Origin of the sequence: Ensifer soli (assembly GCF_041928815.1) — a bacterium.
GTDB lineage: Bacteria > Pseudomonadota > Alphaproteobacteria > Rhizobiales > Rhizobiaceae > JBHFEI01.
Map to the genome: position 1 here is coordinate 124,296 of NZ_JBHFEI010000001.1, position 12,670 is coordinate 136,965.

The following is a 12,670-nucleotide window of genomic DNA, read 5'->3' on the forward strand; positions in this document are numbered from 1 at the left end:
CTTACATCGACCGTCGCTGGCACTCATCCAAACAGAGTGCTAATCGCCATCCTAGGATCAGGGATCCTGGTCCGCGACGTCATTTGATCGAGGGATTAGACAATGACAACCACGAACTTCCGTCCGCTGCATGACCGCGTCGTCGTACGCCGTGTCGAGTCCGAAGCCAAGACCAAGGGCGGCATCATCATCCCCGACACCGCCAAGGAAAAGCCGCAGGAAGGCGAGATCGTCGCCGTCGGCTCCGGTGCGCGTGACGAGTCCGGCAAGGTCGTGCCGCTGGACGTCAAGGCCGGCGACCGGGTGCTCTTCGGCAAGTGGTCGGGCACCGAAGTCAAGCTCAACGGCGAAGACCTTCTGATCATGAAGGAAGCCGACATCATGGGCATCATCGGCTGATCCTCACCGGTTCGCCTTCCCCTTCAAGACAACAAGAGACATTGGGAGTTTTCTCACATGGCTGCTAAAGATATCAAGTTTGGCCGCAATGCCCGCGAAAAGATGCTGCGCGGCGTCGACATCCTCGCGGATGCGGTGAAGGTCACGCTCGGCCCCAAGGGCCGCAACGTCATCATCGACAAGTCCTTCGGCGCGCCGCGCATCACCAAGGACGGCGTCTCGGTCGCCAAGGAAATCGAGCTCGACGACAAGTTCGAGAACATGGGCGCCCAGATGGTCCGCGAAGTCGCTTCGAAGACCAACGACATCGCCGGTGACGGCACGACGACCGCGACGGTCCTGGCCCAGGCCATCGTCAAGGAAGGCGCCAAGGCGGTTGCCGCCGGCATGAACCCGATGGACCTGAAGCGCGGCATCGACCTCGCCGTCGCCGAAGTCGTTAAGGACCTCCAGGCCAAGGCCAAGAAGATCACCACGCCGGAAGAAGTCGCCCAGGTCGGCACGATCTCGGCCAACGGCGAGAAGCAGATCGGCCTCGACATCGCCGAGGCGATGCAGAAGGTCGGTAATGAAGGCGTGATCACGGTCGAAGAGGCTAAGACCGCCGAGACCGAGCTCGAAGTTGTCGAAGGCATGCAGTTCGACCGCGGCTATCTCTCGCCCTACTTCGTCACCAACCCGGAAAAGATGGTCGCCGACCTCGAAGACGCCTTCGTTCTCCTGCACGAGAAGAAGCTGTCGAACCTGCAGGCGATGCTCCCGGTTCTCGAAGCCGTCGTCCAGACCGGCAAGCCGCTGGTCATCGTCGCTGAAGACGTCGAAGGCGAAGCCCTGGCGACCCTCGTCGTCAACAAGCTGCGTGGCGGCCTCAAGATCGCTGCCGTCAAGGCTCCGGGCTTCGGCGACCGCCGCAAGGCCATGCTCGAAGACATCGCCATCCTGACCGGCGGCACCGTGATCTCCGAGGACCTCGGCATCAAGCTCGAAAACGTCACGCTCGACATGCTCGGCCGTGCGAAGAAGATCTCGATCACCAAGGAAAACACCACGATCGTCGACGGCGCCGGCGCCAAGAACGAGATCGAAGGCCGCGTGGCCCAGATCAAGGCGCAGATCGAGGAAACCACCTCCGACTACGACCGCGAGAAGCTCCAGGAGCGCCTGGCCAAGCTCGCCGGCGGCGTTGCCGTCATCCGCGTCGGCGGCTCGACGGAAGTCGAAGTCAAGGAAAAGAAGGACCGCATCGACGACGCGCTGAACGCGACGCGCGCTGCCGTTCAGGAAGGCATCGTACCGGGCGGCGGCGTCGCCCTGCTGCGTTCCTCCTCGAAGATCGCCTCCAAGGGCGAGAACGACGACCAGGACGCCGGCATCAACATCGTCCGCAAGGCCCTGCAGTCGCTGGTTCGCCAGATCGCCGACAATGCGGGCGATGAGGCCTCCATCGTCGTCGGCAAGATCCTCGACAAGAACGAGGACAACTACGGCTACAACGCCCAGACCGGCGAATATGGTGACCTGATCGCGCTCGGCATCGTCGACCCGGTCAAGGTCGTCCGCACCGCGCTGCAGAACGCCGCGTCGGTCGCCTCGCTGCTGATCACCACCGAGGCCATGATCGCCGAGCTTCCGAAGAAGGAAGCGGCCGGCGGCATGCCGGGCGGCATGGGCGGCATGGGCGGCATGGACGGCATGATGTAATCAGCCGTCCGGATCACCCGATCCGAACGCATGCAATTGTGAAGGGGCGGGCCGCAAGGCTCGCCCCTTTTTCATGGCGGAAGGGCGAACCACGGTGTCCATACGGCATTCGACGCATTGCATCGCCGCGCCGAGCCTGCTGAAAGCGAAAGCGCCGGCCGACGCGCCGTCGTCACGTTAACCGTGTTTTAAGCATGGATTTGACGAAACCCTGCGAAAGCGCGATGACGGAGAGGCGTGAGACTTTGCGTCCGGCGATCGCCGCGGTGAGGGGCGTTGCGGTCAAGGCGGAAGACGGGCAGGCCGCGCGGAGGAACCGGGGATGTGATCCACGGACCCGCCGCTTTCGTAATCATGTCTCCCTTCAAGCCGACGCAGAGACCGCAGGCAGGAATACTCTCGATGCCCCGAGGTAGACGGTGTTCAAGATAGTCCAGGCGCGCTTGTCGCAGCCTCTCCTTGCGGATGGCAGACCGGCCGACAGCCTGTCGGCGGACATGCTGTCGACGTTCTGCACCTCGGAGGCCTGGCAGGGCGACCTGTCGACGGGACTGATGCGGATCGGCGAGACCTCGGCGCAGGTGCATGGCATTTCGCCCGGCCATTGCGGACTGCTCAGCCTGGTGCGGGCCTATGACGCCGAGGATCGCCTGCGCGTGCTCGAGCTTTTCGAGCAGGCCGCCGCCTGTTCCTCGTCCTTCTGCTTCTCCACCAGCGTGGTGCAGCCGCATGGCGGACGCCAGCCGCTCTTTTGCGTCGGACAGTCGACGGGGCTGGAGCGGCGCTATTGCGGCCAGATCGACGGCGTCTTCTTCTTTCCGAACTTCCAGACCTGGCCCGTCGGCCCCGCGCTGCACCGGCAATAGGCCGCCTCAGCCGAGAAGCGCCTTCAGGTCCGTCGCCGGATCGGCGATCGCCGCGCGTGGCGGCGTCATGCCGGCCTCGATCATCTTCTTGCCGACGACATAGGCCTTCGCGTCGTTGATCGCATCGACCGCGATCAGCGCGCCTTCGCGATAATACCAGACCGAGACGCTGCCGTCGCGCGCGCCCGGCCGCACCACCGTCTCGTCATGGCCGAGGCCGAAACCGGCGATCTGCAGCTTGACGTCGTACTGATCCGACCAGAACCACGGTTTCGGCACATAGGGCGCCGCGGCACCGGCAAGGATCGCGGCGACCGCCTCGGCCTGGTCGACGGCGTTCTGCACCGATTCGAGGCGGATGAGCATGTCGCCGAAGGGCAGCACGGCGCAGTCGCCGGCGGCATAGATCGCCGGATCGGACGTCCGGCCGAAGGCATCGACGACGATGCCGTTGCCGGTGTCGAGCCCGGCGCGCCGGGCTAGGCCGTCATTGGCGGCGACGCCGATGCCGACGATGACGAGATCGACCGCGATCCGGCGGCCGTCCGACAGGTCCGCGGCAACCACCCGGCCGTCGCGGCCTTCGAGGGCCCTGAGCCCGGTGCCTTCGAGCAGGGTGACGCCGCGGGCGCGGTGGATGTCGCGGACGATGTCGGAGGTCGCGGAGGCGGCGACACGCTGCAGGATGCGGTCGGCCATCTCGATCAGCGTCACCTCCAGCCCGCGCTGGCGGGCGACGGCCGCCGCCTCGAGCCCGATATAGCCGCCGCCGACGATGAGCGCCGTCCGCCCGGGTTGCATCGCCGCGCCGAGCCGGTCGGCGTCGCGATAGTCGCGAAGCGTGAAGACCCCCTCGAGGTCACCGCCGACGGCGGCCGGCAGACGGCGCGGCGCGGCGCCGGTGGCAAGCACGAGGGCGTCGTAATCGAGCAAGGCGCCGTCCGACAGCTGCACGCTCCGGCGATCCCGGTCGATCGCCGTGACGCTGGTCGACAGGCGCAGGTCGATCCGGTTGTCGTCGTACCAGGCGTGCGGCCGGTAGGTCAGCCGGTCGAGCGGAAGTTCGCCGGTCAGGTATTTCTTGGACAGCGGCGGCCGCTGGTAGGGCAGGCTCGCCTCGTCGGCGACAAGCGTGACCGGCCGCATGTCCTTCAGCGCGCGCAGTTTCGCCGCAAGCGCGAAGCCCGCCTGCCCTCCTCCGACGATCACCAGCCGATTGTCCATTCGCCCCTGCCCCTTCCTTCGGCCCCGGCCGGCATGGCCGGCCCATTTTTGCTGTCTTAGCCGATTATTTCGCATCGCGTGCCGCGCATTTGCGGCGAATGCGGTCAATCTCCGTCGCTTGCGGGCAGACTGCCGATCGTGCCGAGCCAGGGCACGGCGGAGCGGCACCAGATTGCCCCGCGCGGCACCAGCATCGCCCGCTCCTCGATCGCGCCCCAGCGGATCCCACAGTCGTCGGCCTCGTCTCCCTCGCCGGCGGTGAACAGCGGCGCGCCGCAATCGCCGCAGAAATACTGGCGGCGGCCGCGGCCGTTGTCGCCGACCTTGCGATAGAGCTTCGGCGTACCGCCGGTCAACCGGAGCGCGGCGCGCGGCACGAGCGCCGTCACCCGGAAGGGCGATCCCGTCAGCGACTGGCAATCGGTGCAATGGCAGACGCCGACCGCCTCCGGGTCGACCTCGGCCGAAAAGGTCACGCGGCCACAATGGCACCGGCCATTCACGCGCATCAGCGGGATCTCCCTTTCAAAACCGTATCGTCAGTCCCGCTTCGGGATTTCCATGCCGCGTTGTGCGGCCGGGCGCGCAAGACCGCGATCGACCCAGGCCATGACGTTCGGGAAGCGGGAATATTCCAGCACGTCGGCTCCGCCGTAGAATTTGCGCGCACCCTCGATCCAGGGATAGGTGGCGATGTCGGCGATCGTGTAGTCGTCGCCCATCAGCCATTGCCGGCCTTCGAGGCGCCCCTCCAGCACGCCAAGAAGACGCTTCGCCTCGTCGCGGTAACGCTCCATCGGATAGGAATTGTTGGCGACCTTGTCGGCGGCGAATTTGAAGAAATGCCCGAACTGGCCGAACATCGGCCCGACGCCGCCCATCTGGAACATCACCCAAGCGAGCGTCTCGTAGCGGCCGGACGCGCTCTTCGGCAGGAGTTTCCCCGTTTTTTCCGCGAGATAGACCAGGATCGCGCCGGATTCGAAGAGCCCGATCGGCGCCCCGTCCGGTCCGCTCGGATCGATGATCGCCGGGATGCGGCCATTCGGATTGAGCGAGACGAATTCCGGCGATTTCTGGTCGTTGGTGCCGAACGAGATCAGATGCGCCTCGTAGGGCAGTTCCAGTTCCTCCAGCGCGATCGACACCTTCACGCCGTTCGGCGTCGGCAGCGAATAGAGCTGGATGACGTCCGGGTTCTTTGCCGGCCAGCGGGCGGTGATCGGGAATGCGGAGAGATCGGCCATCGGAGCGGTCCTTGGGAGGGAGAGGCGGGAGGCCCGATATAGGCGCGGGCGAAAGCCGGAACAAGGGAGCGGGCCGACCGCCCGGCCCCTCATCCAGACGTCACCGAAGTGTCAACCTTCCATCACCCGGACGTCACGCAGCCCGCCTATCCGGTGGCCATCCGCAGCAACGAAAGGATAGCACCATGAGGAAGACCCTGCTGGCGTCCGCAGCCCTCCTTACCCTTCTCCCCGCTTTCGCGCAGGCCGGAGAGACGGAATTTCCGGCAAAGCTCGTGCGGCACGCGATCCTTCCGGCCAATACGATCATCGCCGCGCCGGCCGACGCAGCCGAACACCTGAAGACGTCGGGAAAATTCACCACACCGGACCGCACGCGCGCCGAGGGCCTCGGCACCGTCGTCGGCAAGGACGGCGTGCGCGAGACCGATCTGTCGCTCCCCTTCGACGGCCAGCCGATGCAGGGCTTTTCCGGCATCAAGGCGATGGCGGACGGCACGTTCTGGACGCTTTCCGACAATGGCTTCGGCTCGAAGGCCAATTCGAGCGACGCGATGCTGATGCTGCACCACATCCGTTTCGACTGGGAGAACGGCACGGTCGAAGCGGTCGAGACGGTCTTCCTCTCCGATCCCGACCGCAAGGCTCCCTTCCCGATCGTCATGGAAGGGGCGGAGAAGCGCTATCTGACCGGCGCGGATTTCGACGTCGAATCGATCCAGCCGGTCGCGGACGGCTTCTGGATCGGCGAGGAGTTTGGCCCTTACCTGTTGAAATTCACCCGTGACGGCACGCTGACCGACGTGATCGCGACGAAGGCCGGCGAGATCGAGGTCAAGTCCCCCGACAATCCGACCCTCGTCGTCCCCGCCAACCCGACGGCGAAAATTCCCGCCTTCAACCTGAAGCGCTCCGGTGGTTATGAAGGCCTCGCCTTGTCGATGGACGGGACGAAACTCTACGGCATGCTCGAAGGCCCGCTCTACGGGCAAGACGGCTCCGTCGAGAAAGACGGCGAGCTGACGGCGCTGCGCGTCATCGAATTCGATATCGCTTCCAAGGCCTGGACCGGCCGCACCTGGCTCTATCCGCTCTCGGCCGGCGGCGAGGCGATCGGCGACTTCAACATGCTCGACGCGACCACCGCCCTCGTCATCGAGCGCGACAACGGCGCCGGCCGCGCGCCGGTCTGCGCCGATCCGAAGGCACCGGCCCCGGACTGCTTCCAGGCGGAAGCGAAGCACAAGCGCGTCTACAAGATCGAGATGACCGAGGAGAACGGCGGCAAAGCCGTGCGCAAGGTCGGCTATATCGACCTGATGACGATCGCCGATCCCGACAAGCGCAAGCGCCAGGGCGGCGGCGAAGGTTTTTACGACATGCCCTTCGTCACCATCGAGAATGTCGACCGCGTCGATGAAACACACATCGTCGTCGGCAACGACAACAACCTGCCCTTCTCGGCCGGCCGCGCGTTGCACAAGACCGACGACAACGAGTTCGTGCTGCTCGACGTCGCCGATTTCCTCGCGGCGAAGTAACTGGTGAACGGAGGCGTCCGGTTCCGCCGGGCGCCTTTTTCGTCAGAGAACGGCGCGGACGCGCCGGACGATCTCCGCGATTTTAGGGTCGTCGTCGTGCGAGGCCTTGCGGGCGCGCACGAGGCAGGCCTCGGAGCGCAGGATGACGCCGTCCGAGAGGATCTTCAGGTGGTTGGCGACGAGCGTCGAGCCGGTCGAGGTGATGTCGACGATGATGTCGGCCGAGCCCGAGGCGGGTGCGCCTTCCGTCGCGCCGAGGCTTTCGACGATACGGTAGAGCTGGATGCCGTGGCTGCCGGAGAAGAAGGCCTGCGTCAGCCGCCAGTATTTCGTCGCGATCGACAGGCGCCGGCCGTGGCGGGCGCGGAAATCGGCGGCGACGTCGCCGAGATCGGCCATCGTCTCGACGTCGAGCCAGATGTCGGGCACGGCGACGACGACGTCGGCATGGCCGAAGCCGAGCCTTGCGCAGATCTCGACGCGGGCCTCGGCGTCCGCCAGCCCCTCGCGCACCAGATCCTCGCCGGTCACGCCGAAATCGACGGTGCCGTTGCCGATCTCGCGGGCGATCTCCGAGGCCGAGAGATAGGCGATCTCGACGCCCTCCTCGCCCTCGACGCGGCCACGATAGGACCGGCCGTTGCCGATGCCGGTGATCTTCAGCCCGGCGCGCTCGAAGACGGCGGAGGCGTCCTCCTTCATGCGCCCCTTGGACGGCAGGCCGATGGTGACGGTCATGCGCGCCCCCTCAATGCGTCGATCCGGTCGAGCCAGAGCGAGAAGCCGACCGCCGGAATGCGGGTCCTCGCGCCGAGCAGCGTCATCAGCCGGTCGAAGCGGCCGCCGCCGGCGAGCACCGCCGTTTCGCCATGGGCGACCACCTCGAAGACGAGGCCGGTATAATAGTCGAGCGGACGGCCGAAGGCGGCGCGATAGGCGATCGGCGCCGTGCCGACGCCCGCCCGGCCGAGTGCTGCGACGCGCGCGTCGAAGAGCGACAGCGCCCCGTCGAGCCTCAGCCCCGAGGTTTCCGCGAAACGGAACAGCACGGCCGGCGCCTCGGAAAGCGGCACGTCGATCGAGAGGAATTCGCGCAGGATCGACAGCGTGCGGCCGTCGAGCGCGATGCGGGCGAGCGAAAGCTTGTCGCGCAGCCGCCTTGCGATGTCGGCCGGGCTGCGGCTCGCATTGGTGGAATAGCCGGTCTCCTCCATCCGCCCGTCGATCCAGCGGACGAGCGCCTCCTCATCCGCGTCGGCGAGGAGGGCCTCGACCTCGGGCGAGAGGCCGGTGACCGGCTGCGGCGTGCGCAGGCGTGCGAGCAGGGCGTCGAGGCGCGCGGCATTGCCGAAGGCATGAATCAGCTGCTTCTGCCAGCCCGCCGGCAGGCCGCAGGCGGCGACGACCGCCTCGAACACCGTCTGGTCGCCGAGGGTGACGTCAAGCGTCCGGCCCGGAAGGAGGTCGGCGAGGATCGCGATCGCATCGCCGAGCGCGCGGGCGTCGGCAGCGGCGACGTCCGTCTCGCCGAGATCCTCGATGCCGGCCTGGTAGAACTCGTTCGGCCCCTCGCGGCGCTGGCGAAAGACCTCGCCGAGATAGGCATACCGCTTCGGCGTGCCGGTCGCGGTCTCGATATGGCGCAGGCAGACGGGAATGGTGAATTCCGGGCGCAGGCAGAGGCTTTCGCCCGTCTCGCTCGCCGTCATGAAGATGCGCCGGCGCAGGTCCTCGCCGGCCATGTCGAGGAAGGGTTCGGCCGGCTGGATCACCGGCGTGTCGACGCGCTCCGCGCCCCTGCGGGCGAAATCGTCAAGAAGCGCGCCGGAAAAGTCCGGCATGTCGATCAGCGGCATCGGCGCGCTTTCCTTCCCCTGTCCGTTCCCCGCCGTCCGGGCGCGCCGGCGGTCACGCCCCGGCCCGGGCGCGGTCCTCGGCCTGGGCGTCGAGGATCTTCCGGACCTCGGCGACGAGATCGGCTTCGGCGACCGAGACCTGCGCGGCGCGCGCCTCGCGCCAGGCGGCATTGTCGGTGATCTCGCCAGAAAGCCGCTTGCCTTCGATCAGGTCCTTGATCTGCACCTCGCCGGCCTCGCGCTCGGACGAGCCCTGGATGATGGCGACGGGCGAGCCGCGACGGTCGGCATATTTCAGCTGGTCGCCGAAATTCTTCTTGTTGCCCTGGTACATCTCGGCGCGGATGCCGGCATTGCGCAAGCTCTGCGTCAGCTTCTGGTAGCGGCCGAGACTGTCGATGTCGCGGTCCATGACGCAGACGACGACGGGAGCTGCGACATCGTCGGCGCCGAGCTTGCCGAGGTTCTTCAAGGCCGTCATCAGCCGCGAGACGCCGATGGAAAAGCCCGTCGCCGGCACCGGCTGGCCCATGAAGCGCGAGACGAGCCCGTCATAGCGCCCGCCGCCGCCGACCGAGCCGAACACGACCTTCTCGCCCTTCTCGTTGGTGACGGCGAAGGTGAGTTCGGCCTCGAAGACGGGGCCGGTATAGTATTCGAGGCCGCGGATAACGGAGGGGTCGATCTTGATGCGGTCGGCGCCGTAGCCGCCGGCGACGACCAGGGCCTCGATCTGCCGCAGTTCGTCCATGCCCTGGTCGTAGAGCGGGCTTGACGGCCGGAAGTCCGGGTCGCCCAGATAGGAGAGGATCACGCCGATCTGCCCGGCATCGAGGCCCGCGCCCTTGGTGAAGTCGCCGCTCTCGTCCTTGCGACCCGCGCCGAGCAGGAGTTCGACGCCGGCAAGGCCGAACTTGTCGAGCTTGTCGATGGCGCGCAGCACCGTCAGCCGGCGGCCGGCATTCTCGGCGCCGCTCAGGCCCACCGCGTCGAGCACGCCGTCGAACACCTTTCGGTTGTTGACCCGGATCACATAGTCGCCGCGCGCAATCTCCAGCGCCTCCATCGTGTCGGCCATCATCATGCACATCTCGGCATCGGCCTGGACGCCGGCGGCGCCGACCGTGTCGGCGTCGAACTGCATGAACTGGCGGAAGCGGCCCGGGCCCGGCTTCTCGTTGCGGAAGACGTAGCCGGCGCGGTAGGTGCGGTGGGGAAGCTGGATGTCGTTGAAATTCTCCGCCACATGGCGGGCGAGCGGCGCGGTCAGGTCGTAGCGCAGGCTCATCCACTGCTCGTCGTCGTCCTGCACCGAGAAGACGCCCTCGTTCGGCCGGTCGCTGTCGGGGAGGAACTTGCCGAGCGCATCGGTATATTCGAAGAGCGGCGTCTCGACCGGATCGAAACCGTAGCGCTCATAGACCTCGCGGATCTTCGCCGTCATCTCGGCGACCGCGCGGATGTCGGCGGCGGAACGGTCGACGAAGCCGCGCGGCAGGCGGGCTTTGAGCTTTTGCGGTTTCTTCTGTTTCTCGGCCATCAAAAATCGTCCGGAATTGCCAGCGTTTCGGGCGTTTCCCTATCCGATCGGGGGGGCTGCGGCAAGGGCGCGATCGGCCGCTCCGCCTATGGCGCGCGGACGAGCTCGTCCCAGCCGACGATCACGGCGCCGTGCTTGATCGGAGCCTCGGCGTAGGCGATCATCCGGGAATGGGTGTCGCAGCGCAGATGCCCGGCGATCTCCGACTGGAAGGTCATGCGCTTCACCTGGACGAACCCGTCCGGCATCGTCGTGTTCGACAGCGCCGTGCCGCCATAGATCTCGACGCTGGCGATCTCGCCGGCCTTGGCGCTTGCCATCAACGCGTGGTTCTCGGAAAAATCGCGGTAGAGGCCGGTCAGCAGCGGGCGGATGCTGCGGCCGATGACGGCGCGCATCTGCGGCGTCTCGACGAATTCGCGCGGCGAACCCGCGACATAGCGGATGTCCGCCCCCTCCCAGATGTTGCGCACGTCCGTGGCGGTGCGCACGGCGTTGAGCAGCGCCTTTTCCGTATGCGCATCAGCGCGGCGCAGGAAATCGACGATCGCGCCGATCGCGCGCAGGTCCGGCGCGCAGGCGCCGCGCTCCCAGCGAGAGACGGCCGGGACCGAGAAGCCGAGCTTCCAGGCGATGTCGGCCTGCGTCAGGCCCACCTTCAGCCGGTAGGCGCGAAGCTGGCGGACGAGTTCCGTGCAGGGCTGGAGCGATGGCTGGAGCGAGGGCGCGAAGGGCTGGCTCAACATGTCACCTATGCGGGAAAATTCGCCCAATGGTTGAGCAAATGATCAGTCAGGGCCGTTTCGGTATAAAGCATAAAACGCTAGTCTGGCGAGGATTTTATCGTCGCGCCCGCGTGCCGTTGCTGTCGCCCGGTCACGCGGCGCGCACGTCTTTCCGGGACGCGATCCCCAGGGGCATTGCTGCGGCTTCCGGCCCGGCGCTCGCCTCCGGGCGAAATCGGCCCATTCCACCGAAAGGACGGCGGCGCCATGGACATGCTGCGCTTGGCGGCACCCGGTTTCTGCGTCATCCAGCCCGCCATCGACGGCGCGCACGAGCATTGGGTGGCGAGCCTTTCCGGCTCCGGCCACCGCATCGAACAATGGGCCTGCGACCTTGCGAGCGGCATCTTCTCGATCGGACCGGCCGCCGCCCTCGCCCATGGCATCAGCGGCGCCTCCTGCGGCATCCTCGACCTTTTGCGCGCCTATCACCACGAGCACCGCACGCTGATCCTCAGCGTGCTCGAGAACGCGACAACGGCGCCGATCTCCTTCTGCTTCTGCGCCACGCCCGTCAGCGCCGGCGGACAGGCGACCCGGCTCTTCTGCATCGGCGCGTCCGGCACAGGCAAGGGTGCAAGCGGGGGCACCGAGCGTCTGGGCGGCATTTTCGCCCTCCAGGCCTGACGCCTTGATTTCGACGCGGGGTCGCGACAGTGTGGCACCCATGCGCCGCATCGTCCTTTTCCTCCTGATCTTTTCCGCCGTGATCAGCGGTCCGACGGTGACGCTGGCGCGGCTTTCGGAAAGCGGACGGATGACGGTGGACGCCCATCACGGGACCATGGCGCATCCTTGCGACGCCGATCACGGCACGGCATGCCGCGCTCATGGCAAGGCGCCGGTCCATCCGCTTCTTTGCGCCGCCTGCTTCGCGCTCTCGGTCGACCTGCCGGTTGCGCCGGCGCGCCATGCCCGCGTCGACCGCCTGGCGCCGGCGACCGTTCCGGCGATCCCCGACCGGCGGCCGCGACCGCAGGTGCCGCCGCCGCGATGAGGGATGCCGTGCCGCGCAAGGGCTGCGACCCTTGCGGCCCGACATCCCCATCCAGAAGGAAAATCACCATGAAGAGACTGACCCTGGTGCTTGCCACCATGACGGCGCTTGCGCTTTGCGCGGCATCGCCGGCATCGGCGGAAGACGATGCCATGCCGGGCCATGCCATGCCGCAAGAGGGCATGGCCGGCCACGGCGCGATGGACCACGCCGCCATGCCGGGCAACACCCCGGCGCAGGGCGACACCGGCCCGTCGAGCCGCGCCTTCGCCGCCGCCAATGCCGCGATGCACGCCGCGATGGACATCGCCTTTACCGGCAATGCCGACATCGATTTCGTCCGCGGCATGATCGCCCATCACGAGGGCGCGATCGCCATGGCGCGCATCGAGCTCGAACACGGCAAGGACGCCGAAATCCGCAGGCTGGCGCAGGAGATCATCGCCGCCCAGACCGGCGAGATCGAGAGAATGAAGGCCTGGCTCGCCAAGAACGGCGGCTGAACCGAAGCACC

At 67.0% G+C, this 12,670-nt stretch carries 14 protein-coding genes; 7 read left to right on the forward strand and 7 right to left on the reverse strand.

Going from position 1 to position 12,670, the window contains the following annotated elements:
• Nucleotides 1-102 precede the first annotated feature (102 nt).
• The 3 genes from groES to ACEVQ6_RS00510 all read left to right on the forward strand — a co-directional run bounded on the left by groES (nucleotide 103) and on the right by ACEVQ6_RS00510 (nucleotide 2,966).
• A complete protein-coding gene (groES, locus tag ACEVQ6_RS00500; protein WP_374886928.1) occupies nucleotides 103-399 on the forward strand; it encodes a co-chaperone GroES in 297 nt (98 codons plus the stop codon).
• 57 nt (nucleotides 400-456) lie between these two features.
• The gene (gene groL / locus ACEVQ6_RS00505; protein WP_374886929.1) at nucleotides 457-2,100 is read left to right on the forward strand and encodes a chaperonin GroEL; all 1,644 of its coding nucleotides are present in this window, start codon (nucleotides 457-459) and stop codon (nucleotides 2,098-2,100) included.
• Nucleotides 2,101-2,519: 419 nt separating this feature from the next.
• Nucleotides 2,520-2,966: a hypothetical protein gene (locus tag ACEVQ6_RS00510; RefSeq protein WP_374886930.1), complete on the forward strand. Its 447-nt coding sequence runs from the start codon at nucleotides 2,520-2,522 to the stop codon at nucleotides 2,964-2,966.
• A 6-nt stretch (nucleotides 2,967-2,972) separates the two neighbouring features.
• Here ACEVQ6_RS00510 and ACEVQ6_RS00515 read toward each other — a convergent pair whose 3' ends face one another.
• From ACEVQ6_RS00515 to ACEVQ6_RS00525, 3 genes are all read right to left on the reverse strand, one after another.
• The gene (locus ACEVQ6_RS00515; RefSeq protein ID WP_374886931.1) at nucleotides 2,973-4,190 is read right to left on the reverse strand and encodes an NAD(P)/FAD-dependent oxidoreductase; all 1,218 of its coding nucleotides are present in this window, start codon (nucleotides 4,188-4,190) and stop codon (nucleotides 2,973-2,975) included.
• A 104-nt stretch (nucleotides 4,191-4,294) separates the two neighbouring features.
• Nucleotides 4,295-4,699, reverse strand: coding sequence for a GFA family protein (locus tag ACEVQ6_RS00520; protein ID WP_374886932.1), 405 nt, complete (start codon nucleotides 4,697-4,699; stop codon nucleotides 4,295-4,297).
• Between the two features lie 30 nt (nucleotides 4,700-4,729).
• Nucleotides 4,730-5,437 carry a glutathione binding-like protein gene (locus tag ACEVQ6_RS00525; RefSeq protein WP_374886933.1) on the reverse strand — a complete coding sequence of 236 codons (708 nt, stop codon included), beginning with the start codon at nucleotides 5,435-5,437 and terminating at the stop codon, nucleotides 4,730-4,732.
• A 185-nt stretch (nucleotides 5,438-5,622) separates the two neighbouring features.
• Here ACEVQ6_RS00525 and ACEVQ6_RS00530 point away from each other — a divergent pair, with 185 nt between their 5' ends.
• Nucleotides 5,623-6,978: an esterase-like activity of phytase family protein gene (locus tag ACEVQ6_RS00530; protein WP_374886934.1), complete on the forward strand. Its 1,356-nt coding sequence runs from the start codon at nucleotides 5,623-5,625 to the stop codon at nucleotides 6,976-6,978.
• Nucleotides 6,979-7,020: 42 nt separating this feature from the next.
• Here ACEVQ6_RS00530 and hisG read toward each other — a convergent pair whose 3' ends face one another.
• From hisG to ACEVQ6_RS00550, 4 genes are all read right to left on the reverse strand, one after another.
• The gene (gene hisG / locus ACEVQ6_RS00535) at nucleotides 7,021-7,716 is read right to left on the reverse strand and encodes an ATP phosphoribosyltransferase (RefSeq protein ID WP_374886935.1); all 696 of its coding nucleotides are present in this window, start codon (nucleotides 7,714-7,716) and stop codon (nucleotides 7,021-7,023) included.
• The gene (locus tag ACEVQ6_RS00540) at nucleotides 7,713-8,834 is read right to left on the reverse strand and encodes an ATP phosphoribosyltransferase regulatory subunit (RefSeq protein ID WP_374886936.1); all 1,122 of its coding nucleotides are present in this window, start codon (nucleotides 8,832-8,834) and stop codon (nucleotides 7,713-7,715) included. Before ACEVQ6_RS00540 ends, hisG begins: the two co-directional genes overlap by 4 nt.
• Before the next feature lie 52 nt (nucleotides 8,835-8,886).
• Nucleotides 8,887-10,374 (reverse strand): histidine--tRNA ligase, encoded by a 1,488-nt coding sequence (hisS, locus tag ACEVQ6_RS00545; RefSeq protein ID WP_374886937.1) that lies wholly within the window; start codon nucleotides 10,372-10,374, stop codon nucleotides 8,887-8,889.
• A gap of 86 nt (nucleotides 10,375-10,460) precedes the next feature.
• On the reverse strand, nucleotides 10,461-11,117 hold the full coding sequence (locus ACEVQ6_RS00550) for a helix-turn-helix domain-containing protein (RefSeq protein ID WP_374886938.1): 657 nt from the start codon (nucleotides 11,115-11,117) through the stop codon (nucleotides 10,461-10,463).
• A gap of 249 nt (nucleotides 11,118-11,366) precedes the next feature.
• Between ACEVQ6_RS00550 and ACEVQ6_RS00555 the strand changes: the two genes are divergently transcribed.
• The 3 genes from ACEVQ6_RS00555 to copM all read left to right on the forward strand — a co-directional run bounded on the left by ACEVQ6_RS00555 (nucleotide 11,367) and on the right by copM (nucleotide 12,659).
• Entirely contained in the window at nucleotides 11,367-11,786 is a 420-nt protein-coding gene (locus tag ACEVQ6_RS00555; protein ID WP_374886939.1) for a hypothetical protein, read from the forward strand.
• A 40-nt stretch (nucleotides 11,787-11,826) separates the two neighbouring features.
• On the forward strand, nucleotides 11,827-12,156 hold the full coding sequence (locus ACEVQ6_RS00560) for a hypothetical protein (protein ID WP_374886940.1): 330 nt from the start codon (nucleotides 11,827-11,829) through the stop codon (nucleotides 12,154-12,156).
• Nucleotides 12,157-12,338: 182 nt separating this feature from the next.
• Nucleotides 12,339-12,659, forward strand: a complete 321-nt coding sequence (copM, locus tag ACEVQ6_RS00565) for a CopM family metallochaperone (protein WP_374887344.1) — start codon at nucleotides 12,339-12,341, stop codon at nucleotides 12,657-12,659.
• Nucleotides 12,660-12,670 lie beyond the last annotated feature (11 nt).

Excerpts from the sequence above, each read along its gene's own strand:
- groES (WP_374886928.1), top strand. The coding sequence starts at position 103 with ATGACAACCACGAACTTCCGTCCGCTGCATGACCGCGTCGTCGTACGC.
- groL (WP_374886929.1), top strand. The coding sequence starts at position 457 with ATGGCTGCTAAAGATATCAAGTTTGGCCGCAATGCCCGCGAAAAGATG.
- ACEVQ6_RS00515 (WP_374886931.1), bottom strand. The coding sequence starts at position 4,190 with ATGGACAATCGGCTGGTGATCGTCGGAGGAGGGCAGGCGGGCTTCGCG.
- ACEVQ6_RS00520 (WP_374886932.1), bottom strand. The coding sequence starts at position 4,699 with ATGCGCGTGAATGGCCGGTGCCATTGTGGCCGCGTGACCTTTTCGGCC.
- ACEVQ6_RS00525 (WP_374886933.1), bottom strand. The coding sequence starts at position 5,437 with ATGGCCGATCTCTCCGCATTCCCGATCACCGCCCGCTGGCCGGCAAAG.
- ACEVQ6_RS00530 (WP_374886934.1), top strand. The coding sequence starts at position 5,623 with ATGAGGAAGACCCTGCTGGCGTCCGCAGCCCTCCTTACCCTTCTCCCC.
- hisG (WP_374886935.1), bottom strand. The coding sequence starts at position 7,716 with ATGACCGTCACCATCGGCCTGCCGTCCAAGGGGCGCATGAAGGAGGAC.
- ACEVQ6_RS00540 (WP_374886936.1), bottom strand. The coding sequence starts at position 8,834 with ATGCCGCTGATCGACATGCCGGACTTTTCCGGCGCGCTTCTTGACGAT.
- hisS (WP_374886937.1), bottom strand. The coding sequence starts at position 10,374 with ATGGCCGAGAAACAGAAGAAACCGCAAAAGCTCAAAGCCCGCCTGCCG.
- ACEVQ6_RS00555 (WP_374886939.1), top strand. The coding sequence starts at position 11,367 with ATGGACATGCTGCGCTTGGCGGCACCCGGTTTCTGCGTCATCCAGCCC.
- ACEVQ6_RS00560 (WP_374886940.1), top strand. The coding sequence starts at position 11,827 with ATGCGCCGCATCGTCCTTTTCCTCCTGATCTTTTCCGCCGTGATCAGC.
- copM (WP_374887344.1), top strand. The coding sequence starts at position 12,339 with ATGGCCGGCCACGGCGCGATGGACCACGCCGCCATGCCGGGCAACACC.